22 protein-coding genes are annotated in these 21,765 nt (G+C 52.8%); 12 read left to right on the top strand and 10 right to left on the bottom strand.

Features of this window, described 5'->3' with window-relative positions:
- Nucleotides 1-55 precede the first annotated feature (55 nt).
- Nucleotides 56-883, bottom strand: coding sequence for a 2,3,4,5-tetrahydropyridine-2,6-dicarboxylate N-succinyltransferase (gene dapD, locus WNY38_RS07015; RefSeq protein ID WP_342856621.1), 828 nt, complete (start codon nucleotides 881-883; stop codon nucleotides 56-58).
- A 132-nt stretch (nucleotides 884-1,015) separates the two neighbouring features.
- Between dapD and WNY38_RS07010 the strand changes: the two genes are divergently transcribed.
- On the top strand, nucleotides 1,016-1,882 hold the full coding sequence (locus WNY38_RS07010) for a TIGR00730 family Rossman fold protein (protein ID WP_342856620.1): 867 nt from the start codon (nucleotides 1,016-1,018) through the stop codon (nucleotides 1,880-1,882).
- Between the two features lie 49 nt (nucleotides 1,883-1,931).
- Here the strand turns inward: WNY38_RS07010 and WNY38_RS07005 are convergent, their stop codons facing one another.
- The 6 genes from WNY38_RS07005 to serB form a co-directional block, all read right to left on the bottom strand.
- The gene (locus WNY38_RS07005; RefSeq protein ID WP_342856619.1) at nucleotides 1,932-2,120 is read right to left on the bottom strand and encodes a hypothetical protein; all 189 of its coding nucleotides are present in this window, start codon (nucleotides 2,118-2,120) and stop codon (nucleotides 1,932-1,934) included.
- Nucleotides 2,121-2,164: 44 nt separating this feature from the next.
- Nucleotides 2,165-2,596: a hypothetical protein gene (locus WNY38_RS07000; protein ID WP_342856618.1), complete on the bottom strand. Its 432-nt coding sequence runs from the start codon at nucleotides 2,594-2,596 to the stop codon at nucleotides 2,165-2,167.
- Nucleotides 2,597-2,638: 42 nt separating this feature from the next.
- Nucleotides 2,639-3,817 (bottom strand): 23S rRNA (adenine(2503)-C(2))-methyltransferase RlmN, encoded by a 1,179-nt coding sequence (gene rlmN / locus WNY38_RS06995; protein WP_342856617.1) that lies wholly within the window; start codon nucleotides 3,815-3,817, stop codon nucleotides 2,639-2,641.
- A gap of 116 nt (nucleotides 3,818-3,933) precedes the next feature.
- A complete protein-coding gene (locus WNY38_RS06990) occupies nucleotides 3,934-4,464 on the bottom strand; it encodes an invasion associated locus B family protein (RefSeq protein WP_342856616.1) in 531 nt (176 codons plus the stop codon).
- A gap of 174 nt (nucleotides 4,465-4,638) precedes the next feature.
- Nucleotides 4,639-5,397, bottom strand: a complete 759-nt coding sequence (locus tag WNY38_RS06985) for a TSUP family transporter (protein WP_342856615.1) — start codon at nucleotides 5,395-5,397, stop codon at nucleotides 4,639-4,641.
- Nucleotides 5,397-6,269 (bottom strand): phosphoserine phosphatase SerB, encoded by an 873-nt coding sequence (gene serB, locus WNY38_RS06980; RefSeq protein ID WP_342856614.1) that lies wholly within the window; start codon nucleotides 6,267-6,269, stop codon nucleotides 5,397-5,399. The genes WNY38_RS06985 and serB overlap by 1 nt, the downstream gene beginning before the upstream one ends.
- A gap of 129 nt (nucleotides 6,270-6,398) precedes the next feature.
- On the opposite strand from serB, the gene WNY38_RS06975 reads away from it, so the two are divergent.
- The 5 genes from WNY38_RS06975 (at nucleotide 6,399) to WNY38_RS06955 (ending at nucleotide 13,123) form a co-directional block, all read left to right on the top strand.
- A complete protein-coding gene (locus WNY38_RS06975) occupies nucleotides 6,399-6,911 on the top strand; it encodes a hypothetical protein (protein WP_342856613.1) in 513 nt (170 codons plus the stop codon).
- 156 nt (nucleotides 6,912-7,067) lie between these two features.
- Nucleotides 7,068-8,210, top strand: a complete 1,143-nt coding sequence (locus tag WNY38_RS06970; RefSeq protein WP_342856612.1) for a phosphoserine transaminase — start codon at nucleotides 7,068-7,070, stop codon at nucleotides 8,208-8,210.
- 104 nt (nucleotides 8,211-8,314) lie between these two features.
- Nucleotides 8,315-9,907, top strand: a complete 1,593-nt coding sequence (gene serA / locus WNY38_RS06965; protein WP_342856611.1) for a phosphoglycerate dehydrogenase — start codon at nucleotides 8,315-8,317, stop codon at nucleotides 9,905-9,907.
- A 107-nt stretch (nucleotides 9,908-10,014) separates the two neighbouring features.
- Nucleotides 10,015-10,797, top strand: a complete 783-nt coding sequence (locus tag WNY38_RS06960) for a metallophosphoesterase (protein ID WP_342856610.1) — start codon at nucleotides 10,015-10,017, stop codon at nucleotides 10,795-10,797.
- 133 nt (nucleotides 10,798-10,930) lie between these two features.
- Complete coding sequence (locus WNY38_RS06955; protein ID WP_342856609.1) at nucleotides 10,931-13,123, top strand: response regulator; 2,193 nt, start codon at nucleotides 10,931-10,933, stop codon at nucleotides 13,121-13,123.
- A gap of 2 nt (nucleotides 13,124-13,125) precedes the next feature.
- Here WNY38_RS06955 and recQ read toward each other — a convergent pair whose 3' ends face one another.
- Both recQ and WNY38_RS06945 read right to left on the bottom strand, forming a co-directional pair.
- Nucleotides 13,126-15,168: a DNA helicase RecQ gene (gene recQ, locus WNY38_RS06950; protein WP_342856608.1), complete on the bottom strand. Its 2,043-nt coding sequence runs from the start codon at nucleotides 15,166-15,168 to the stop codon at nucleotides 13,126-13,128.
- Between the two features lie 69 nt (nucleotides 15,169-15,237).
- A complete protein-coding gene (locus WNY38_RS06945; RefSeq protein ID WP_342856607.1) occupies nucleotides 15,238-15,525 on the bottom strand; it encodes a YggT family protein in 288 nt (95 codons plus the stop codon).
- Between the two features lie 130 nt (nucleotides 15,526-15,655).
- Between WNY38_RS06945 and WNY38_RS06940 the strand changes: the two genes are divergently transcribed.
- From WNY38_RS06940 to arfB, 6 genes are all read left to right on the top strand, one after another.
- Entirely contained in the window at nucleotides 15,656-16,192 is a 537-nt protein-coding gene (locus WNY38_RS06940; protein ID WP_342856606.1) for an acyl-CoA thioesterase, read from the top strand.
- Between the two features lie 89 nt (nucleotides 16,193-16,281).
- Nucleotides 16,282-17,655, top strand: a complete 1,374-nt coding sequence (locus WNY38_RS06935; protein WP_342856605.1) for an MFS transporter — start codon at nucleotides 16,282-16,284, stop codon at nucleotides 17,653-17,655.
- A gap of 95 nt (nucleotides 17,656-17,750) precedes the next feature.
- Complete coding sequence (gene mepA, locus WNY38_RS06930) at nucleotides 17,751-18,575, top strand: penicillin-insensitive murein endopeptidase (RefSeq protein ID WP_342856783.1); 825 nt, start codon at nucleotides 17,751-17,753, stop codon at nucleotides 18,573-18,575.
- Nucleotides 18,548-19,420 (top strand): esterase-like activity of phytase family protein, encoded by an 873-nt coding sequence (locus WNY38_RS06925; RefSeq protein WP_342856604.1) that lies wholly within the window; start codon nucleotides 18,548-18,550, stop codon nucleotides 19,418-19,420. The genes mepA and WNY38_RS06925 overlap by 28 nt, the downstream gene beginning before the upstream one ends.
- A gap of 91 nt (nucleotides 19,421-19,511) precedes the next feature.
- Nucleotides 19,512-20,153: a queuosine precursor transporter gene (locus WNY38_RS06920; protein ID WP_342856603.1), complete on the top strand. Its 642-nt coding sequence runs from the start codon at nucleotides 19,512-19,514 to the stop codon at nucleotides 20,151-20,153.
- Nucleotides 20,154-20,557: 404 nt separating this feature from the next.
- Entirely contained in the window at nucleotides 20,558-20,974 is a 417-nt protein-coding gene (arfB, locus tag WNY38_RS06915) for an alternative ribosome rescue aminoacyl-tRNA hydrolase ArfB (RefSeq protein ID WP_342856602.1), read from the top strand.
- A gap of 72 nt (nucleotides 20,975-21,046) precedes the next feature.
- Here the strand turns inward: arfB and WNY38_RS06910 are convergent, their stop codons facing one another.
- Nucleotides 21,047-21,646: a hypothetical protein gene (locus WNY38_RS06910; RefSeq protein WP_342856601.1), complete on the bottom strand. Its 600-nt coding sequence runs from the start codon at nucleotides 21,644-21,646 to the stop codon at nucleotides 21,047-21,049.
- Nucleotides 21,647-21,765: the final 119 nt, after the last annotated feature.

Genomic DNA, 21,765 nt, shown 5'->3' with positions numbered 1-21,765 from the left:
ATATCGACAAAAAATACGCCCGCTCATCAGGCGGGCGCACTTTGATCATGGGGTATTAGTCGCGCAACAGGTCGTTGATACCTGTTTTAGACCGTGTTTTCGCGTCAACACGTTTTACAATCACTGCGCAGTAAAGATTCACGCCGTTTTTGGACGGCATGGAGCCAGCCACAACAACGGAATAAGGTGGAACTTCACCGTAGGTAACTTCGCCTGTGTCGCGGTCAACGATTTTAGTGGACTGACCGATAAAAACGCCCATGCCCAAAACGGACCCTTCGCGCACGATACAGCCCTCAACAACTTCAGAACGCGCGCCAATGAAGCAATTGTCTTCGATGATGGTCGGGCCAGCCTGCATTGGTTCAAGAACACCACCGATACCAACGCCGCCAGACAGGTGAACGTTTTTACCGATTTGGGCGCAGGACCCAACGGTGGCCCAAGTGTCGACCATCGTGCCCTCACCGACATGCGCGCCGAGGTTCACAAAGGATGGCATCAAAACAACGCCTGGGGCGATGTAGGCAGATTTACGGACAATCGCGTTTGGAACAGCGCGGAAACCAGCCGCTTTCCATTGGTTGTTGCCCCAACCTTTGAACTTGCTGTCGACCTTGTCCCACCAGCCCGAGCCTTGTGGACCGCCAGATTGTTCTTCCATATCTTTGATGCGGAATCCAAGGAGCACGGCTTTTTTGGCCCATTGATTGACGTGCCAGTCGCCGTTTTCCATTTTCTCGGCAACACGCAGCTTACCGGTGTCGAGGGCCGCGAGCGTGTCTTCGATCGCGTCACGTGTTTCGCCTGTGGTGGCGGAGGTGATTGTATCGCGAGCCTCCCATGCGGATTCAATAGCTTTTTCGAGTTGAGCGTTGGACATATCTGTCTCCCAAGTGGTCATGGAACATCTGTTGCAAGTGGCTATAGTCGCTTGGAGGCCCGCGCGCAACGCACAGCTGAATGGCTTACCGCGACGCATGGAAAATTTGACGACCTTATTGAGGAGCACGAGATGTCCAGTAAAAGCGACACAACACACACACGCCGCCACCCTTTGCGCGATAGCCATGCAGATATTATCACGGCTAAAGACATTCCGGACACGCCACAAACGCGCTCACCCGCCTATGCTTTGGCATTCTCTGATCAAGATTTCATGTGCCGCGATGAGCTTCGGCCTGTACGTTTGCAGCTTGAGCTGCTCAAAACTGAGATGATGATGGCTGAATATGGCGTCGAAAGCACAATTGTATTGTTCGGAGGCGCACGTATTCCCGAGCCTGCGAAAAAGGACAAGGCGCGCACCAAGACGCTTGCTGATCTGTCAAAATACTATGACGAAGCACGTACATTTGCGCGCATCATGACGGAACGCTCTAAAAAGGCTGACAACCGCGAAGATGTGATTGTTACGGGCGGTGGTCCGGGTGTGATGGAAGCAGGCAACCGCGGCGCACAAGACGCAGGTGGCGTATCAATCGGCTTGAACATCGTGCTGCCCCATGAACAAGCGCCGAATGAATACGTGACGCCCGATCTGTGTTTCAATTTTCACTACTTCGCGATTCGAAAAATGCATTTTTTAATGCGCGCCAAAGCGATCACCGTGTTTCCAGGTGGCTTCGGGACATTGGATGAAATGTTTGAAGCGCTCACACTGATTCAAACCGGTCGCATGCAACGTGTACCGTTCTTGCTGTTTGGCAAATCATTCTGGGAAAAAGTCATCAATTGGGATGCACTGGCTGATGCTGGCACTATTTCGGCAGAAGATCTTGACCTATTTCGGTTTGTCGAAACCGCAGAAGAAGCCGTACGGGCCATTGATGCGTGGCAAGGTGCCAATGAAACACGCGAATCGCTGCCTGATCGCGACTGATATCTACCTTGGGCACTTGCGTAATGCGAATGCCCAAGTGTATCGCCTGCTAGCGGTTGGCGGCTTCGGCAAAAACAGTATCCGAGGGCTTGGGCACGGCGGCGTCAGACGCATCCAAAGCGTGCCGCATGTAGCGATCCAAAGCCATTTCCTGCACCAGATCGCCAATGTTTTGACCCGTCTCGCGCGACAGGAGGTGCAGCATTTCTGCGGTGTTTTCGGGGAGAAGAAGTGTCATTTTTTCCATGCCACTAGGTTTCGCACAATTCGTTGAATTATTAGTTAAAATCCAAGTGTCATTTGACCAAGATGTCGTTGTTCTAGGTGCTGATGTGAATGGTTAGGGAAAGGTGCGCCGAACTGTTTCATTAATGCAGAATATGGCTGGCCGATATCCGAGGCCTTGCACAGGCGCTCGCCTTCGACAGTGCGCAGCACAAGGCCGCCCCCGCGCTCTACCAACTCATAACCTTTGGCCCGCAAACCTTCTTGCAGATCATCCCAATCTTGGGCGTAGGCAAAGTCGTGCGCAAGATAAGCGCGCAACCCAAGTGGTTTACGCGGCCCTGCATAGGCAAGCTGTGGGTGGCAAGGTTGACTTGCCTTGGCCAAAATATCGCGAATGTAACTGCCCACGGGCATATTAGCACGAGAGGCAGCACGCTCAACTGAGCGGGCGAGGTCCTCATCAAATTTGATCTGTATCCAATCCATACCCAAGAGTTGCGCATGGATGGTTAATTTTAGGTTAGCACCCTACAAGCCCGCTTCAGATTCAATCTGTTTGCGTGATTTTCGTGCGCGTTCCGTTTCAGATTTCAACTGGCCACAAGCTGCCATGATGTCTTCGCCACGCGGTTTGCGCACAGGAGAGGCATAGCCGCCCTCGTGAATGATATCCGAGAATGCGCGGATACGATTGTTGGACGAGCGCTTGTAAGGCGCGCCGGGCCATTCGTTAAACGGGATCAAGTTGATCTTGGCAGGGATGCCTTTGATAAGCTCAAGCAAGCGATACGCATCTTCGTCGCTGTCATTCACGCCGTGCAGCATCACATATTCAAAGGTGATGCGCTCGGAATTGGACACACGTGGATAGGCGCGCAAGGCTTCGACCAATGTCTCAATATTCCAGCGTTTGTTGATCGGCACGAGTTGGTTGCGTACCTCGTCTGTGGTCGCATGGAATGAAATCGCCAATTGGCAGCCGATCTCTTCGGCCGTACGCGCAATCTCGGGCACAACACCAGAGGTGGACAGCGTGATACGACGGCGAGACAATTGAATACCTTCAGGATCCATCGCGATATTCATCGCGTCGCGGACGTTTTCAAAGTTGTACAAAGGCTCGCCCATGCCCATCAAAACGATGTTCGACAGCAAGCGTGTTTCTGTGTTCTTGGCGCCTTGTTCAGGCCACTCACCCAGATCATCACGCGCCACCATCACTTGGCCGATGATTTCGCCCGCGCTGAGATTGCGGACCAATTTTTGCGTGCCAGTGTGACAGAACGAACAGGTCAACGTACAGCCAACTTGCGACGACACGCAAAGCGTGCCGCGATCTGTTTCAGGAATGTAGACCACCTCGACCTCGTGACCACCTGCGATGCGCACAAGGTATTTGCGTGTGCCATCTTCAGAGACTTGCTTGGTCACAACTTCGGGCACAGCCACCACAAAAGACGCCTTCAAATCTTCGCGCAGAGATTTCGACAGGTTGGTCATGTCGTCAAAATCGCGCACGCCCCAGCCGTAAATCCATTGCCAAATTTGCCCCACACGCATCTTGGCCTGTTTTTCAGGCGTGCCATGTTCAATCAACACATCGCGCAGCTTTTCGCGCGTGAGACCAACCAAGTTGATCTTATCGCCCACAGGGTCTTTGCGAGGGATGGTCAGAACATCCTGAGTGATTGGTGCGATAGGCGGCATGGCAGGTCTCTTTTCAGCTTATGAAGCCGCTCATGTACAAGATTCTTGGCCATCATGAAAGACAAATGAAAAAGGCCCCCATATGGAGGCCTTTGTAAATCGGTTTTTCGCTGGTTTTAGCTGCAGCGTTTGTTGGCTTCTTCCACAGATGCGGTGAAACCTAGCAAGGAGAAGGTATCTTTGGTGATTGTACCGCGTGCGGATCGACCGGTGAGCACCGCAGAGGCACCACGTTTCATCGCCGCCACAATACGTGCATCATCTTCTGCCGTCGCAGCCCATGCCGTTTCACCATCAACAAACAGAGAGAACTCAGCCCCGCCGATCTCCAAGTTAACCTCAGATCCGGATGCAAAAGGATAGCCGCCCATGAAAGACACTTGGCCTTTGACGCCATTGGTCAAGGCATAGGACACGAACAACAAAATCTCAGAGCGCGTTACGGATTTTATCCGACCTGCGCTATCTGTATTCACCGTCTCTTTGGGTTTGGACACGGCCCAGCATTGCTTGGCGGGCGCGGTTTCTTCGAACACATACCAATCGGTGTTGTTGCCGACTTTGTTTGTGCTTTCTTGCGCCTGCGCGCCAAGGGCGGCTACAGCAAATACTGTACCCAAAATGAATTTATGGATGGAAAAGCTCATTGAATTCTCGCTGCCTCTGTCTAACGCGGCCTGTATTTGTGTCACCCGTGCCGTCTATATATGCGGCTTAAAGGCAACTTGGACCTGTTTTCAACTTCTGGGCTTACCGTAACGCACTCTTGCCGATTTGTGAAAGGCCCTTGGCAGAAATTCGCTGAAACGTGATTGCCCAGTTCAAAACCAGTCCCACAACAAGCGCAGCGCCAAGGCTGTCGAGGCCAGAACCAACACAGGTTTGATCAAGCGCGCGCCGATGCGTGTTGCCAAGGTGGACCCTAAATAAGCGCCTACGATTTGCGCCGCCCCCATGGCGAGGCCGAGCATCCACAAAGGTTTGGCCACGATCGCAAAACCTATCAACCCACCGACATTTGAAGCAAAATTCAGCAACTTGGTGTGCGCCGTGGCCCGCAAAATGCCGTAGCCCGCAAGGCTGACAAAACCGATCATGAAAAAAGCGCCAGTTCCGGGCCCAAGGATACCATCATAAAAGCCGATAAAAGGCACGAATGCGGCGGCAAACACCACAGGCGAAATACGCTGTTTTTTGTCCACGTCGTCCAAACCCGGCTTGAAGGCAAAGAACAACGCGACCGCGATCAGCAAAAAAGGCAAGCCAAGCCGGATCACATCCGTGGGCATACGACTGGCTAAAACAGCCCCCACCAAGGCACTCGCGCCCGATAAAAGGGCCGTCCTAAATTGTTTGCGCAAATCCACATGCCCAGCGCGCGCATAGGTGAGGGCCGCCATGCCAGCACCAAACAGGCCTTGGACCTTATTGGTGGCCAACGCCGTGATCGGAGAGATCCCACACAAGAGCAGCACAGGGATCGTAATTAGCCCGCCGCCGCCTGCAATCGAATCGACAAATCCAGCAACGAAAGCCGCAGCTATAAGGATCATCACCAAGTCGAGCGTGACTTCGAACATTAAATGAATTCTGCTTTGGAATAGCCTTGAACGTACAAGAGCGCGGTCAAATCGCCGTGGTTGATGCGCACATCGCATTGCTCTTGCAGCGCGGGTTTGCCGTGAAGCGCCACGCCGGTGCCTGCGTTTTTCAGCATCAACACATCATTCATGCCATCGCCAACTGCGAGCACATCTTCGCGGGTGATGCCAAGGCGCGCTGTGATTTCATCGAGCGCTTCCAACTTGGCTTCACGACCCAAAATAGGCCGGATCACTTTGCCTGTCAGTTTGTCGTCCGCGATCTCAAGCGTGTTGGCGCGGTTCTCATCGAACCCCAATTCAGATGCCACTTTCGCGGTGAAGGCGGTGAATCCACCAGAGACCAAAGCGGAATAACCGCCATTGGCCTTCATCGTCTGCACCAAAACTTTGCCACCGGGCATGAATTCAATACGCGTGTTCAGCACATGATCGATGATGCTTTCGGGCAGATCTTTGAGCAGACCAACACGTTCATCGATGGCGCCTTCAAAATCCAACTCGCCGTTCATCGCCTTGGCGGTGATCTCGGCCACACGTGGTCCGACGCCCGCTTCCGCGGCCAGCTCGTCAATACATTCTTGTTGGATCATTGTGCTGTCCATATCGGCGAGCAGCATTTTCTTTTTGCGCCCCTCCATAGGAAGAACGATCAGATCAACACCTTCACCCTGCATCGCGCCCCACACGTCCCACAGATTGCTTGGCATTTCGCCGATAACAAATTCAGCGGCTTCACCAACTGCCAACCACTGCGCATCGCCGCCACCCCAAGCATTGCGCAAGGCTTCAACAGCTTCACGAGACAAAGACGGTTTGGCAGGAGAGGTCAGGAGCGTGACGATATACATGTGAATGATCCGAGTGTTTTGCGTTTGCCCCCCTATCGCATGACTGGCGCGTTCTGCCAAGACTGTGATCCAGAACGGCCAGCCAGACGTATCAATGATACCAATTCAAACAACAAAAAGGAGTTCGTCATGCGTTTTTTCACCGCTTTGTGCCTCAGTCTCACGCTGATCACCACATCCGCCTTTGCCCAGAGTTTCCCGTCTTTTGTCTCAGAAGATCTCAACGGCGACACCCATAGCCTGCCCGCTGACTTTCCAGGCGATCCGACGATTGTGTTCATCGCCTACAAACGCAACCAGCAACCGGATGTGGACAGCTGGGTCGCCGCACTCAACCTTGATCCTGATATCGGCCCTGAATTTGTTGAGCTACCTGTTGTTGGGTCGTTGACGCGCCTGATCAGCCCAGTCGTCGACAACGGCATGCGATCTGGCATTGTTGACACATCTTTACGAGCACGAACGATCACACTCTATGAGAATGCCAGCAAAGTGAACGCGCCTTTGGGCTTTGACGGGCGCGATGAGATCCGTGTGCTTTTGGTGCGCCCCACTGGTGAAGTTCTATGGAAAATCTCTGGGCCTGCGTCATCGCAAGGCGTGGAAGATTTGAAATCCATCTACGCTCAAGCATTGAAATAGCTATGTGGCCCGCTTGCGTTAATGGACGGTTCACCAGATTTGGACGAAAACGCGCAGGGGCGCAAAATTTCGTTGCATGAATTGGGAATCAGGATTAGACGCATCAGCGGGACACCTCTCCCCAACGAGAGGCTTTTATCTGGAAGGATACCAGCAATGGCTATTCAAGCTCCGGCCACGCGGCCGGCTAACCCGCGTTTTTCTTCAGGCCCTTGTGCCAAAATCCCCAACTTTTCTTTGGACATGCTTGCTGATGCGCCCCTTGGTCGCTCGCACCGCGCTGCCGTTGGCAAATCCAAACTCAAAGACGCGATCGAGACGACTCGCGACGTTTTGGGCATTCCCGCAGATTACAAAATTGGCATCGTTCCTGGCTCTGACACGGGCGCAGTTGAAATGGCACTTTGGTCCCTTTTGGGCGAGCGTAAAGCCACCATGGTTGCATGGGAAAGCTTCGGCGCTGGCTGGGTTTCCGATGTTGTCAAACAACTCAAAATCGACGCTGACGAAAAAGTCGCTGACTACGGTGAGATCGTTGATTTCGCTGAAATCGACTTTAACACAGACGTTGTTTTTACTTGGAACGGCACCACATCTGGCGTGCGCCTTCCAAATGCTGACGCGATCCCAGCGGACCGCGAAGGCTTGACAATCTGTGACGCTACCTCTGCTGTTTTCGCCATGGATCTTGATTGGGACAAACTCGACGTCACAACATTTTCTTGGCAAAAAGCCTTGGGCGGTGAAGCGGCGCACGGTGTGATCGTTTTGTCCCCACGTGCAGTTGCGCGTCTGGAAAGCTACACACCTGCATGGCCTTTGCCAAAGATCTTCCGCATGACCAAAGGCGGCAAATTGATCGACGGCATCTTTACAGGCGCCACAATCAACACGCCTTCTATGCTTGCTGTTGAAGACTATCTTGTGGCCTTGAACTGGGCGAAATCCATCGGCGGCCTCAAAGGCATGATCGATCGCGCCACTGCGAATGCGACCGCGATTTGGGATTTCTGTGCAGCCAAGCCTTGGATCGCAAACCTTGCGTCCGATCCTGCGACTGCATCCACAACTTCTGTTTGCCTCAAGTTCACTGACGCGCGCATCCAAGATGGCGCAGCCTTTGCCAAAGCCGTTGCAAAACGTCTTGAAGGCGAAGGTGTTGCTTTGGACATCGGTGCATACCGTGACGCGCCAGCTGGTCTGCGCATCTGGTGTGGCGGCACAGTTGAAACCTCCGACATCGAGGCGCTTTTGCCTTGGCTCGAGTGGGCGTTTGAAGCTGAGCTCGCTGCCGGGTAAGCTTTCGCGCCCAACCGCGTAGCTTGCAGGACACCTCAAAGGCGGCCAATGGCCCTGGTCGCCTTTTCCCTCACAGAATTCATATAATGTAGGAGCCTCATATCATGGCACCCAAAGTACTCGTATCCGATAGCCTGTCTGAAACCGCTGTTCAGATTTTCCGTGACCGCGGCATCGAAGTTGATTTCTTGCCAGCACTCGGCAAAGACAAAGACGCCCTCGCTGCCGTGATCGGCAAATACGATGGTCTTGCGATCCGTTCCGCGACCAAAGTGACTCCAAGCCTTTTGGAGCACGCCACGAACCTTAAAGTCGTTGGTCGCGCTGGAATCGGTACAGACAACGTCGATAAAGAAGCCTCTTCCAAAAAAGGCGTGATCGTTATGAACACGCCATTTGGCAACATGATCACAACAGCCGAGCACGCCATCGCGATGATGTTCGCTGTTGCGCGTCAAATCCCAGAAGCATCAGCATCTACACACGCTGGCAAATGGGAAAAATCCAAATTCATGGGTGTTGAGCTAACAGCAAAAACACTCGGCGTTATCGGCGCTGGCAACATCGGTGGCATCGTTTGTGACCGCGCACGCGGCCTGAAAATGAAAGTGATCGCATACGATCCCTTCTTGTCCGCTGAGCGTGCTGTTGAAATGGGCGTTGAAAAGGTTGAGCTTGAAGACCTTCTCGCACGCGCAGATTTCATCACATTGCACGTGCCGCTTACAGACAGCACACGCAACATCTTGTCTGCTGAAAACTTGGCGAAAACCAAAAAAGGCGTGCGTATCGTCAACTGTGCACGCGGTGGTTTGATCGACGAAGAAGCGCTTGCTGAGCTGTTGAAATCCGGCCACATCGCAGGCGCCGCCTTGGATGTGTTCGCAGTTGAACCTGCCAAAGAGAACGTCCTGTTCGGCCTGCCAAACGTTGTGTGTACACCACACTTGGGCGCGTCTACTTCTGAAGCACAAGAGAACGTAGCGCTGCAAGTGGCTGAGCAAATGTCCAACTACTTGCTCGACGGCGCAGTTGAGAACGCGTTGAATATGCCATCCATGTCTGCCGAAGAAGCCAAAATCATGGGCCCTTGGGTCACTTTGGCAGAAAATCTCGGCTCTTTCATCGGCCAAGTCACTGATGAGGCAATCAAAGAAATCAACGTCACGTTTGACGGCGTTGCAGCTGAGATGAACTTGAAAGCTTTGGAAGCAGCTGTTGTGGCTGGCATCATGCAAGCGGCAAACCCAGACGTGAACATGGTGTCCGCACCTGTGATCGCCAAAGAGCGCGGCATCCAAATCTCTAAGACAACACAAGACGCGACAGGCTCGTTTGACGGCTACATCAAGCTTGACATCCAAACTGTTGAAAAGCACCGCACCATCGCGGGCACTGTGTTCTCTGACGGCAAACCACGTTTTATTCAGATCAAAGGCATCACCATCGACTCTGAAGTTGGCGAGCACATGCTCTACACCACCAACAAAGACGTTCCTGGTATCCTTGGCAAACTCGGTACACTTTTGGCCGAGCACGATGAAAACATCGCCAACTTCACTCTGGGCCGTGCCGCCCCAGGGGGCGATGCCATCGCTGTGACCTTCTTGGACACGCCGATCAAAGCAACAACAGTTAAAGCGCTCAAAGACAGCGGATTATTCCAACACGTGCGCCCGCTGCATTTCAAAGCGTAAGCATTTACAAAACAATCATACGTTATGAGCTCGGGGCCGCTGGACATTCCAGCGGCCCTTCGCTTTTTATAGCGGTCAATGACGTTCACATGACAAAGGTTTGACACATGCGCATTTATGCAATCGGAGACATTCACGGCCACATATTGGAGCTCAAAGCAGCCCATGCGCGTATCAAAGCTGATATGGAACGTGTCGGTGACACCACGGCCAAAATCGTACACTTGGGCGATTACACAGACCGCGGCCCTGCCAGCCGCGAAGTGATCGAATATATGATGGACGGTATGGAACGCGGCGAGCCTTGGATCGCATTGCGCGGCAATCACGATCGGTTGTTCACCCGCTTCGTGCGCGACATGACCGCCTTTGACGACAACATGCCGCCAGAATTGTCGTTTCTCAACCCACGCATTGGTGGCAACACCACCTTGGCCTCCTACGGCGTCACAACCGTGGATTACGAATTCGAAGCTGCTTTTGAGGCCGCACAAACAGCCATCCCTAAAGCGCATCTCGATTTCATCGAAGGCCTACCGCTTTACTATGAGTGGGACAAATATCTCTTCGTACACGCAGGCGTAAAACCCGGCGTGCCACTGGCTGAGCAAACCGAAGAAGACCTGATGTGGATCCGCAAAGGCTGGCTCGATTTTGATGGCGATTTGCCTTGGATGGTTGTGCATGGCCACACGGCTGTGAACTTACCATCGCACTATGGCAACCGCATCGATATCGACACAGGGGCGGGCTATGGCTGGCCCGTCACTGCCATTGTGATCGAGGGCGACAGCCAAGAAGTCGTCACTGACACAGGACGCGCGCCCTTGACGCCAGCTGACCCCAAAAACCCAGCGCCCTTCGTCAAAAAGGTCAAACCCACGAAATAGTACCTATCCCTGCGAGCGGTCCTGCAAGCCGCTCGCATTTTCCACAATGCGTTAACAATCTTTTCACCCTGTTCCGCCAATCTGGCGCAAAGCCCACGTAAACGATCGTGGCGGGGATTGAAGAGGTTCACACATGTCACTCGACACACTTGCGCAAGAACGTCGCGCTCGTTTGGCAGCCGAGCGTTTGCTTGAGCTCAAACAAGCCGAACTGTTTAACGCCAACAAAAAGCTATCAAATCACGCGCGCAACTTGTCTGATGAAATCATCGTCAAACGCGAAGAAACCGCAGTTTTAAAGACCGAAAACGTGCAGGTTCTTGAGGACTTGGAACGGGCGAACTGCGCGGTGCATATCGCGGAACGGCGCTTGTGGGATTCGATTGAAACCATCGAAGACGGGTTTGCTGTGTTCGATCCTTCCGACATTATGATTGCCGCCAACCCAGCCTACTTAAGCGTTTTTGACGGGCTCGAAGATGTGCGCCCAGGTATTTCCTACACTGAAATTTTGGGGCTCGCTGTGGAAGAGGGCATCATAGACATCGGCGACAGGAGCCGTTCAGGCTTTGTCGAACAAGCGCTACAACGTTGGCGTGCCCCCACCCGCGAACCGCACACCATCCGGCTTTGGAACAATCAGTTTATCAAACTGGTCGATCGGCGCTCTGCAGAAGGCGACATGGTTTCTCTTGGTCTGAATATAACGGATTCCATGCGCTATGCTGCGCGCCTCAAAGAAGCCACGCGCAAAGCCGAATCTGCCAATCGCGCTAAGTCTGCTTTCCTCGCCAATATGAGTCACGAAATTCGCACCCCCATGAATGGTATGGTTGGCATGGCAGACCTCATGAGTGAAACTGAACTGAACGAGGAACAAAAGCTCTACGTCGACACAATCAAAAGTTCTGGCGAAGCACTGCTCAGCTTGATCAATGACGTTCTAGACTTCTCCAAAATCGAGGCATCAAAATTGTCGCTGAACCCAAACCCATTCGATTTGGAACGCTGCATTCAGGATGTGATCGTTCTGTTGCAACCCGTCGCCCAGCAAAAGAACATCGATTTGATCGTCGACTACGATATGTTCATGCCCACTTGCTTTGTTGGCGACCAAGGGCGCATGCGTCAAATTTTGACCAATCTTGTCGGCAACGCAGTTAAATTCACCGCCGCAGGTCACGTCATCGTGCGCGTTGTGGGACTTCCCGAAGATGACGGGAGAAGCCAGCGCGTGCATATTTCGATCGAAGACACAGGCATCGGCATCGCACCTGAAATGCGCGCGCATATTTTCGGCGAATTCAATCAAGTTGAAGACGAACGCAATCGAAAATTCGAAGGCACAGGCCTTGGCTTGGCGATCACCAAACAATTGGTCGCCCTCATGGGGGGCGATATTTGGGTCGACAGTGAGCAGGGCGTTGGATCCTGTTTTGGATTTCATTGCACAATGGATGTGGTTAATGCCGCACAGGATGTACCGGAATTACCATCTTGGATGCACCGAGCGTATCTTGTCGATCACATCAGCGCAAACAGCGCAATTTTGGAAAAGCAACTCACCGCAATCGGGTTCGATGTCACGCCAATGGACACGAGCCAAGCGTTGCTTGACTCGCCACTGGATGGCGACATTTATCTGCTCGACAACAACTTGCCCAATACCGACATGGGCAAATTGATTGCCGAGATCAGAGCCCGTGGCGTGACCGCGCCAGTATTGCTTATGACCTCCGGCCCAGTATCAGCCGCCGCCCTAGAACATGACAGCACGAACACGCTTCAGAAACCATTACTGCGCTCTGATCTATGCCACGCGTTAGCAAAGCTGCTGCCCGCCAAATCCACGTTTAAAACCGAAGACCCCAACGACCGTCAAATGCGCATTCTCGCGGCAGAAGATAACAAGACCAATCAATTGGTCTTTGGAAAGATGCTCAAGAATTTTGATATCGAATTGCAATTTGCCGACAACGGTCGCGAAGCCATTGAATATTACGAGAGCTTCAATCCAGATATGATTTTTATGGATATTTCCATGCCTGAAGTCGACGGCAAAGAAGCAACGCGCGCCATCCGTGCGATTGAGCTTACCAACGGACGTCACATCCCGATTGTCGCACTGACCGCGCACGCAATGGCGGGGGATGATCAAGAAATTTTGGCCGCTGGGCTGGACCATTATATGACCAAACCCCTGCGCAAAGCGGCGATCATTGATCAGATCCAAAACCAAAAGCCCTCTCACTGCCGCGCGATTTCACCCGATGAAACAGCGCCACCCCAATCGAACCCTCAGGTGAGCGTTATGGCCGGTGAATAATCTTAGGCGTTTTGGATTACGCCAAGCATCGCGTCACAAAAGCGTTCGGTTTGACGTGGTCCGACAAGTTTCTCAAAGGCTCTTGCGTCCCTTGGACGTGAAGACGCAATGCGTGACAACTGCGCCGAGGTCATCGTCATAGGTTTTAAAGTCCCGCAAGCGCCCCGCGCCAATTGGTCATGAACGCTTTGCAATTGATCAAACAAATCTCCCCCTCCAGAGGCCGCAAGCTTTCGGCGTGACGGGTGAAGCTTTTCAGGTTCGGCCCCCAAAATGACCGACAAAAATGCATCGCCATATTTCTCAAGCTTCTTGGCCCCAACGCCTCCAATATGCGCCATATCATCAAGGGTTTTGGGGCGAACTTCTGCCATTTCAATCAAGGTCCGATCCGCAAACACTACATAGGCAGGCACGCGCGCATCTTCGGCCAGCGCACGACGTTTGGCTTTGAGCGCCGACAACAAAGGCGCGTCTTCGTCAGACACCAATGCTTTGGCAACGGGTCCGCCGCGATTGGCTTTGGCAAGCGTGTCACGGCGCAACGTCACATTGGCCTCGCCACGCAAGATTGGCACGGCAGGTTCCGTCATGAACAGCGCGCCAAAACGATCAGGGTTTGGCCGCACCAAATCGATCCCCATCATTTGACGAAAAATCGCGTTCCATTGCCGCTTGTCATATTCTTTGCCGATGCCAAACACCGTCAATGTGTCATGGTTCCACTGTTTCACTTTGTCTGTGGTGTTCCCGATCAGAACATCAATCAAATGCCCAACGCCAAAGCCCTCGTCGCAGCGTAGGACGGCAGACAAAGCTTTGCGCACGGCCTCGGTGCCATCGAACAATTCAGGCGGGGTGTCGCAAAGATCGCATGTGCCGCAAGGCTCTGGATTTTCGCCAAAGTAAGACAGCAGATTTTGACGTCGGCACACCTGCGCCTCGGCAATACCAAGCAGCGCGTTCAATCGTGCATGATCTGCAGCACGGCGTTCAACAGGTGACGGGCTTTCATCGATTTGTGTGCGGCGAAAGCGAATGTCATCTGGGCCAAACAGAGTGAGCGTTTCAGCAGGTGCGCCATCACGCCCAGCGCGACCAATCTCTTGGTAATAGGATTCAACGGATTTTGGCAGATCAGCATGCGCGACCCAACGAATATCTGGCTTATCGATCCCCATGCCGAAGGCCACAGTGGCGACCACGATCAATTCGTCTTCTTGTTGAAACCGACGCTCTGCATCGCGCCTAAGATCACGGTCCATGCCGCCATGATAGGCCAGCGCCATTTGCCCACCATCATTGAGCGCCTTTGCAAGGCTTTCCGTTTTTGCCCGGGTGCCGCAATAAACAATACCAGATTGGCCTTTGCGGGCTTTGGCGAAATTCAAAATTTGCGCGCGCGGGCTGTCTTTTACGGCAAAAGCCAAATGAATATTTGGGCGATCAAAGCCGCGCAAGAACACTTCAGGTGTTTCACCATCAAACAGCCGCGTGTTTATTTCATCGCGGGTTTCGGCGTCGGCGGTAGCGGTGAAAGCGGCAAGCGGCACATTTAAAGCGCGGCGCAGATCGCCGATGCGCAGGTAATCAGGGCGAAAATCATGCCCCCATTGACTGACACAGTGGGCTTCGTCGACGGCGATCATCGAGACATTGGAGCGCCGCAACAGCGGCAGGGTGCCGCCAGAGGCCAAACGCTCGGGCGCCATGTACAACAGTTTGAGACGGCCCTCGCTGAGGGCGGCAAACACTGCATCGGTTTCCTCGTCGGTGTTGCCAGACGTCAAAGCGCCCGCTTCAACACCGACCGCTTTGAGTGCTTGGACTTGATCACGCATCAAGGCGATCAGCGGCGAGATCACAACAGTCAGCCCGTCCCGTACCAAAGCAGGCAACTGAAAGCATAGTGATTTACCGCCGCCGGTTGGCATAATCGCCAGCACGTTTTGACCTGCGGTGACAGCGTCGACGATTTCTTCTTGGCCAGGGCGAAACGCGCTGAACCCAAAGACCGACGACAAAAGGGCCTGCGTTTGTGACATGTGATCCTGCTGCTTATTGGTTGGCATCAGAATCGCACGTCACACGCGGGGCCTCAAGGCCAGATCGACTTAGATGAAGATATGCGCATTGTTGCGAATAATAATCTCAAGCGCGTAGATGCCCAAAAACGCAATAAGCGGCGCAAGGTCGAGACCATTCATATCTGGCAAGATGCGGCGAATGCGTGAGTACATTGGCTCGAGCAATCGGTTGAGACCTTCCCAAATTTGGTAAACTAAGGGTTGGCGCAAATTGAGAACTTGGAAATTGATCAACCAGCTCATCGCGATGTGAACGATCATGACGAATTTAACGACGCCGAGGATCATTAGTAGAATTTGGATGAGTGAGAGCATGGGTCATTTCCTATGTTTCGTATGGTGTAACACTTAAGGTTTTGAGAGGCCTTTCGCAAGGTATGCCCATCATAATCATACCGTCACGTCGCCATTGATTTTTTCACCCAGCCTTGTATTGGCTTTGCATATGTATCCAATTTTACGCATCGCCTTTAATCTTTTTAAGTTTCGCAAGGCCCCTAAGCTAGGGCTTTGGGACACCCATGTGTCGCACCACTATTGCCTGCCGGTGGACATTGACCTGTGGTGGGAACTTAATAACGGGCGCACCTTAACGATCTATGATCTTGGTCGCATTCCCATGGCGCTGCGCAACGGCACGGCAAAAGCGAGTAAAGCAGCGGGCCTTGGCACTGTCGTCGCAGGCGCGTCTGTCAGGTATCGCAAGCGGATCACCATGTTTCAAAAGATCGAAATGCGGTCGCGCCCCGTTGGATTTGACGACAAGTTTTTCTACGTCGAGCAATCGATGTGGCTCGCGAACGGGGACTGCGCCAACCATATTTTGATCCGTGGTGCGGCCGTAAAACACGGCAAGATGGTGCCGCCGATAGAGTTGCTCAAACATGTTGATCCCGACCTGAAACCACGTCCCTTGCCCGATTGGGTGCAAGCTTGGGTTGATGCCGACCAAACCCGCCCTTGGCCACCTGCTCGCGATTAAAGATTGGGCCAGAGACTTGAACGTTTAGACGTTGCGTCACGTAGGTTTTGCCTGTTCTATCTCGATCAACAAAAGATCGGGGATTGGGCATGAAAAACGTAAGCGCACGTCAGCGTATCAAAGGCTGGATGATGTACGATTGGGCAACGCAGCCCTATCACACATTGATCATTACCTTTGTTTTTGGGCCCTATTTTGCCGAACAAGTGATCGCGCATCTTAGTGCAAGCGGCCTTGACGAAGCCTCTGCCCGCGCACAGGCGCAGTCGATTTGGGGCATGGGTTTGACGATTTCAGGCCTCACGATTGCCATACTCGCGCCGATCTTAGGGGCCATTGCCGATGGCACAGGGCGACGCTTGCCTTGGATCTGGGCGTTCAGCGCCTGCTACGCTATAGGTGCTGCTGGGCTTTGGGTCGCATCCCCGATTGATTTTCCGACTGTCATCGTATTGGCGTTCTTCATCTTGGGCATGATTGGGGTCGAATTCACGACAATTTTTACCAACGCCATTTTGCCAAGCCTTGGCACAAAAGAAGAGATCGGCAAGGTATCAGGCGACGGCTGGGCTTGGGGCTATGTCGGCGGTTTTATCGCGCTGATCGTAATGCTGTTGTTCTTTGCTGAAAATGGCAGTGGCGTCACCCTCTTGAACAAAGCGCCCCTGCTTGGCTTGGACCCAGAGTTGCGCGAAGGCACACGCTTTGTTGGCCCTTATGTGGCCCTTTGGTTTGTCCTGTCGATGATCCCGTTTTTTCTATGGGTGCGCGAACCGAAAAGCGGCGGCATCTCGATAACAAAAGCGGTCGATTCAGGATTGAAAAGCCTTGGTAAGACTTTAAGAAGCCTGCCATCACGTCGGTCTCTTTTTGCCTATCTGATATCCTCGATGTTCTATCGTGACGCGCTGAACGGTGTGTTCGCCTTTGGCGGCGTCTATGCCTTGGGTGTGTTGGAATGGTCCGTCGTCAGTGTCGGCGTCTTTGGCATTTTGGCCGTCCTATCTGGCGCGGTGTTCACTTATGTTGGTGGGTATCAGGACAGAAAATATGGCCCGAAACCCGTCATCATCTTTTCTATCGTGGTTTTGATGGTCATCTGCACAGGGATCATTTCGATCACCCGCAACAGTGTGCTGTTCATGCCTGTGGCATCAGACAGCAGCCTGCCGGACATTGCCTTCTACATTTGCGGCGTGGGCTTGGGGGCTGTCGGCGGCGTCATTCAATCGGCCAGCCGGACAATGATGGTGCGTCAAGCGGACCCCGAGCGCATGACCGAAGCCTTCGGCCTGTTCGCTTTATCAGGCAAAGCGACGTCTTTTTTAGCACCAGCGCTCATCGCGGCCACAACGGCGCTAAGCAATTCACAACGCATGGGCATAACCCCGCTGATCGCGCTTTTCCTTATCGGATTGGTACTGTTAGTCTGGGTGAAACCCGATGGCGAAGAGGTAGGTTGATGCAGTTCAAAGTAGTTGGTTTTCTTTTATGCGCTGCACTTGCGGGCTGTGGTGGGGATGATGAACCAACCACGGTCGCGGCTCATCCCGTAAAAATGTCGTCCAGCGATCACAGACCGGCCAAGGAGCTTTTCGGTCATGTGTCGACCGCCTCTAGTCAAAGCGCAGAATCATTTGGCAGCTACTCAAAGGGCTGTGTTGGGGGCGCTGTTCAGCTGCCTGAAACTGGCCCAACATGGCAAGCCATGCGTCTGTCCCGTAATCGCAATTGGGGCCAACCCATTTTGGTCGATTACCTGCAAGACCTATCACGCAAAGCCGCCGCACAGCCGGGCTGGGAAGGCCTGTATATCGGCGATATGAGCCAGCCCCGTGGCGGCCCGATGTTAACAGGACACGCCAGCCACCAAATTGGCCTTGATGCTGATATTTGGATGCGCCCGCCCAAGCATTTAATGCTCACGGCCAATGACCGCGAACACATTTCGTCCATCTCTATGCGTAAATCTGCTGGTGCCTTTGTCAACGACAGCTGGACCAAGCAACATCACAATGTGCTTAAAGCCGCGGCCAGCGACCCCCGTGTCGCACGTATCTTTGTCTTCCCTGGCGCCAAGGTTCAAATGTGTAAAGACGAAACCGGCGATCGCGCATGGCTTAATAAAATTCGTCCTTGGTATGGGCATCACTACCATTTCCACGTGCGCCTGAAATGCCCTAAAGGGGACAGTTCTTGCATTGATCAAGCCCCGCCGCCTGAGGGTGACGGTTGTGCGGATGCGCAATCTTGGGTGAATAACATTCTCAATCCTCCGCCCCCAAAACCAACTGACCCCGACGCCCCCAAACCGAAACCCAAAGCGCCAATCACGCTTGCAACATTGCCATCCCAATGCTCAGCAGTTCTCTCCTCGCACTAAGCCTCATCGTATGTTTTGCGCAAAGCCTAGCGGCTGAAACACAATACATCGGATCGTACCTTTGGACATCGAATGACCCCTTACACGGCGGGTATTCGGGACTTGAAGTGACGGATGATGGCGCATCCTTCACAGCGATTTCAGACCATGGCAGCATCGTTCTTGGCCGGTTTTCACGAAATGAAATGAATGTGATAGACAATATTACCACTTCAAACTTGCACAAACTGAAGGGCGCAAAAAGCGACACGTTGCTTCGCAAACTACAAGATGCCGAAGGTCTGGCTATAGCGGATGACGGGGAGATTTTTGTCAGCTTCGAAGGGTCGCATAGGCTTTGGAAATACGCCTCAAACGCCAGTCGCGCGACAGAGTTGCCACAACATCCCGCCTTTAAAGCGCTTCAACCAAACTCTTCACTGGAAGCCCTCGCCATCACGGAGTCTGGCGACTTATTGACCGTTCCAGAACGATCCGGCGGCGAAACCGTGCCCTTTCCCATTTATCGCTTTGACGGGCAGGAGTGGGGCATCCCCTATACCATTCCAAGGCGCGGCAACTACCTGCCTGTGGGCATGGATATCGGCCCGGACGGTAAGCTATATTTGCTAGAGCGCTGGTTTCGTGGCATCGGCTTTTCGTCACGGGTGCGTCGGTTTGATATGGGCGATCAAACTTTGACGGGTGAGGTCACCTTGCTGGAGTCCCCCCTTGGCGCTCACGACAACCTTGAAGGCATCGCGGTGTGGTACGACGGCACAGGCATCCGTTTGACTATGGTTTCCGACGACAATTTCAAAGCCTTCCAAGTCACCGAATTTGTCGAATATCGCGTCACCGATTAGGCTTGATTTCTCTATTTTTAAAGGGTATTTGCCCGCATCGCCTCGTTCGAGGCCGAGTTGCCGTCACCTTCGATAAAAAACGGAATTTATCATGAAACATATCCTACCTGGCATTCTTGCCATGGCTGCCATCGTTGTGGCCTCTAACATCCTCGTTCAGTTTCTCATCTTTGATGGGCTGCTCACGTGGGGGGCTTTCACCTATCCTTTTGCCTTCCTTGTGACTGATCTGATGAACCGCATTTATGGCCCAAATGCCGCGCGTAAAGTGATCTTTGCGGGCTTTATTGCTGGTATCATTTGCTCGCTTATTGGCACCCAAATCACCCTGCAAGGCGATGGATACACCTATTCTGCCGTGGCTTTACGTGTCGCTGTTGGCTCTGCTGCTGCATTTTTAATCGCTCAACTTGTGGACGTGTTTGTTTTCAATCGCTTGCGCAATGGCAACTGGTGGAAAGCGCCGCTGGTATCGTCTGTCATTGGGTCCGCTTTGGACACTGCGATCTTTTTCACAATCGCATTTTCGCAGTCTATTCAATGGTTTGGGCAGAATGCAAACATGGAAATCAACTGGGCGTGGGACGCTGTTCCGCTGCTTATGACTGGCCCTGATGCGCCGCTTTGGGTCACTTTGGCGCTGACAGATTGGGCTGTGAAACTCACGCTTGCGCTGATCGCGCTGGTGCCGTTTCGGATTATTTTGCGCCGCATTCACACAGATGTCGTATAATTTTACTTGCCATATACCAAATCTATGGCACGATACCCCTATCGGCAAACAATCGAAAGGAGGTGGACCAGTGTCTAGAGTTATTACGGTGAATGAGGTCAAGACAGTTGAGAGGGCCGCCGTTTAGAGGCAAACCTGTAGACGAAACACTCTCAATTGGGCAACCTAACTGGCCCATTTCCTAAATTCTCGAAGGGTTGTCTTTTCTAGGCAACCCTTTCAGATTTTCCCCCTTCTTTAAAAACTTTAACGACTTTGTGGCGCGTCCTTGCAAAAGTTGTACAGTTGAGGCACCTCGGGCTTTACATGTTTTAAAGGGGTGTCACGGACACCACTCTCTAAAACCGCCGCCCGCACACAGCCCACTGCACACCTGCACACAACACAAGCCACGGATCACACCCATGTCACTGCGCATCACGGACACCATCGAACTGGCCGATTGGGAGCTTTCCGAAAGCTTCATGCGGGCCTCTGGTCCGGGTGGGCAGAATGTGAACAAAGTGTCATCCGCGGTGGAGCTGCGGTTCGAGGCCGACCGTTCCCCCAACCTGCCGCCTGCCGTGAAAATCCGCCTACGCAAATTGGCCGGACGGCGCTGGACCAAAGACGGCGCGATCATCCTGCAATGCGACGAGTCGCGGTCGCAGGTGCGCAACCGAGAACTGATCCGAGAGCGTCTAGTGGCGCTGATCAAACAGGCGACCGAACGGCCCAAGTTTCGGGTCAAGACGAAACCGACGAAGGGGTCTGTTCGGAGGCGTTTGGATGGGAAGAAGAAGCGTGGAGAGGTGAAGGCGTTGCGTGGGCGGGTGGAGTAGTGGCCACAGAAATGAAACCTTATTGGGGTACTACGCTCAATTCGCACTAGTGGGCAGCAATTGAGTCTCGGCTCATGAAGTGAATATAGTAAAAGCACCAAAGAACAAAGCCGCAAGTAGACTTGCTCCACCAAACCAAATTCCAACAAGCGTAAGCCGTGCATTTCTAGTTTGAGTCTTCAACTTTTTATTGAGATCATCCCTAGCGTACTTCAAAATATTGCAATATTCTTTGAGCTCTCTGAACGCTTCCATTGCTTGAGCGTGATCTGCCGCTTGAGCCTCACCGTTTTCACGATTCCGAACTACATTCATTTGAACTTCATCACATCGACGCAGTATAGTTTGCCAGTTGTCAACTACGTCACCTACGGTGACCTGTTCATAGGTCGTCTGAAACCCACGGACTATCTTCAGTGCAAACAGGATACCTGACTCTGACGCTTCGTATGCAGCACGCCGAACGTGATTAATTGCACTCACGGCCTGATCTTCGTCGTTCGGATCTTCTGAAACATACTTCAACAGATGATAGCCCGCATAACGCAATTCGTTAATTGCTGGAATGCCTGCTTGAGCTCTAAATTTTTCAACTTCTTGGCAAATAAGATCCGCCGCATCATACTCTAAACGAAGGCGCTTAATTAATTCGTCATCTGCAATGTTCGTCACTGAAAGTCCAAGTTTTTTGGTAAAGGAATTCTTGATCAATATCACTATCTAGGTAATAGTCACCAGCCTGCAACGAAAGATTGCCGTGCGAATTACTTGCCACGACTTCTTTTGCAAAT

This window comes from Pacificibacter sp. AS14 (genome assembly GCF_038899935.1).
Classification (GTDB): Bacteria; Pseudomonadota; Alphaproteobacteria; order Rhodobacterales; family Rhodobacteraceae; genus Celeribacter.
The sequence above is the reverse complement of the archived record's forward strand: the minus strand, read 5'-3'. Positions and strand labels throughout refer to the sequence as shown.

Bases quoted from the DNA above. Each gene is read 5' to 3' on its own strand.
- serA (WP_342856611.1), top strand. From the start codon at position 8,315: ATGGCACCCAAAGTACTCGTATCCGATAGCCTGTCTGAAACCGCTGTT.
- WNY38_RS06990 (WP_342856616.1), bottom strand. From the start codon at position 4,464: ATGAGCTTTTCCATCCATAAATTCATTTTGGGTACAGTATTTGCTGTA.
- WNY38_RS07010 (WP_342856620.1), top strand. From the start codon at position 1,016: ATGTCCAGTAAAAGCGACACAACACACACACGCCGCCACCCTTTGCGC.
- WNY38_RS06925 (WP_342856604.1), top strand. From the start codon at position 18,548: ATGCTCAGCAGTTCTCTCCTCGCACTAAGCCTCATCGTATGTTTTGCG.
- dapD (WP_342856621.1), bottom strand. From the start codon at position 883: ATGTCCAACGCTCAACTCGAAAAAGCTATTGAATCCGCATGGGAGGCT.
- mepA (WP_342856783.1), top strand. From the start codon at position 17,751: ATGTCGTCCAGCGATCACAGACCGGCCAAGGAGCTTTTCGGTCATGTG.
- WNY38_RS06975 (WP_342856613.1), top strand. From the start codon at position 6,399: ATGCGTTTTTTCACCGCTTTGTGCCTCAGTCTCACGCTGATCACCACA.
- WNY38_RS06940 (WP_342856606.1), top strand. From the start codon at position 15,656: ATGTATCCAATTTTACGCATCGCCTTTAATCTTTTTAAGTTTCGCAAG.
- WNY38_RS06935 (WP_342856605.1), top strand. From the start codon at position 16,282: ATGAAAAACGTAAGCGCACGTCAGCGTATCAAAGGCTGGATGATGTAC.
- WNY38_RS06970 (WP_342856612.1), top strand. From the start codon at position 7,068: ATGGCTATTCAAGCTCCGGCCACGCGGCCGGCTAACCCGCGTTTTTCT.
- WNY38_RS06955 (WP_342856609.1), top strand. From the start codon at position 10,931: ATGTCACTCGACACACTTGCGCAAGAACGTCGCGCTCGTTTGGCAGCC.
- arfB (WP_342856602.1), top strand. From the start codon at position 20,558: ATGTCACTGCGCATCACGGACACCATCGAACTGGCCGATTGGGAGCTT.
- WNY38_RS06945 (WP_342856607.1), bottom strand. From the start codon at position 15,525: ATGCTCTCACTCATCCAAATTCTACTAATGATCCTCGGCGTCGTTAAA.
- serB (WP_342856614.1), bottom strand. From the start codon at position 6,269: ATGTATATCGTCACGCTCCTGACCTCTCCTGCCAAACCGTCTTTGTCT.
- WNY38_RS06920 (WP_342856603.1), top strand. From the start codon at position 19,512: ATGAAACATATCCTACCTGGCATTCTTGCCATGGCTGCCATCGTTGTG.
- WNY38_RS06960 (WP_342856610.1), top strand. From the start codon at position 10,015: ATGCGCATTTATGCAATCGGAGACATTCACGGCCACATATTGGAGCTC.
- WNY38_RS06985 (WP_342856615.1), bottom strand. From the start codon at position 5,397: ATGTTCGAAGTCACGCTCGACTTGGTGATGATCCTTATAGCTGCGGCT.
- WNY38_RS07000 (WP_342856618.1), bottom strand. From the start codon at position 2,596: ATGGATTGGATACAGATCAAATTTGATGAGGACCTCGCCCGCTCAGTT.
- rlmN (WP_342856617.1), bottom strand. From the start codon at position 3,817: ATGCCGCCTATCGCACCAATCACTCAGGATGTTCTGACCATCCCTCGC.
- WNY38_RS07005 (WP_342856619.1), bottom strand. From the start codon at position 2,120: ATGACACTTCTTCTCCCCGAAAACACCGCAGAAATGCTGCACCTCCTG.
- recQ (WP_342856608.1), bottom strand. From the start codon at position 15,168: ATGTCACAAACGCAGGCCCTTTTGTCGTCGGTCTTTGGGTTCAGCGCG.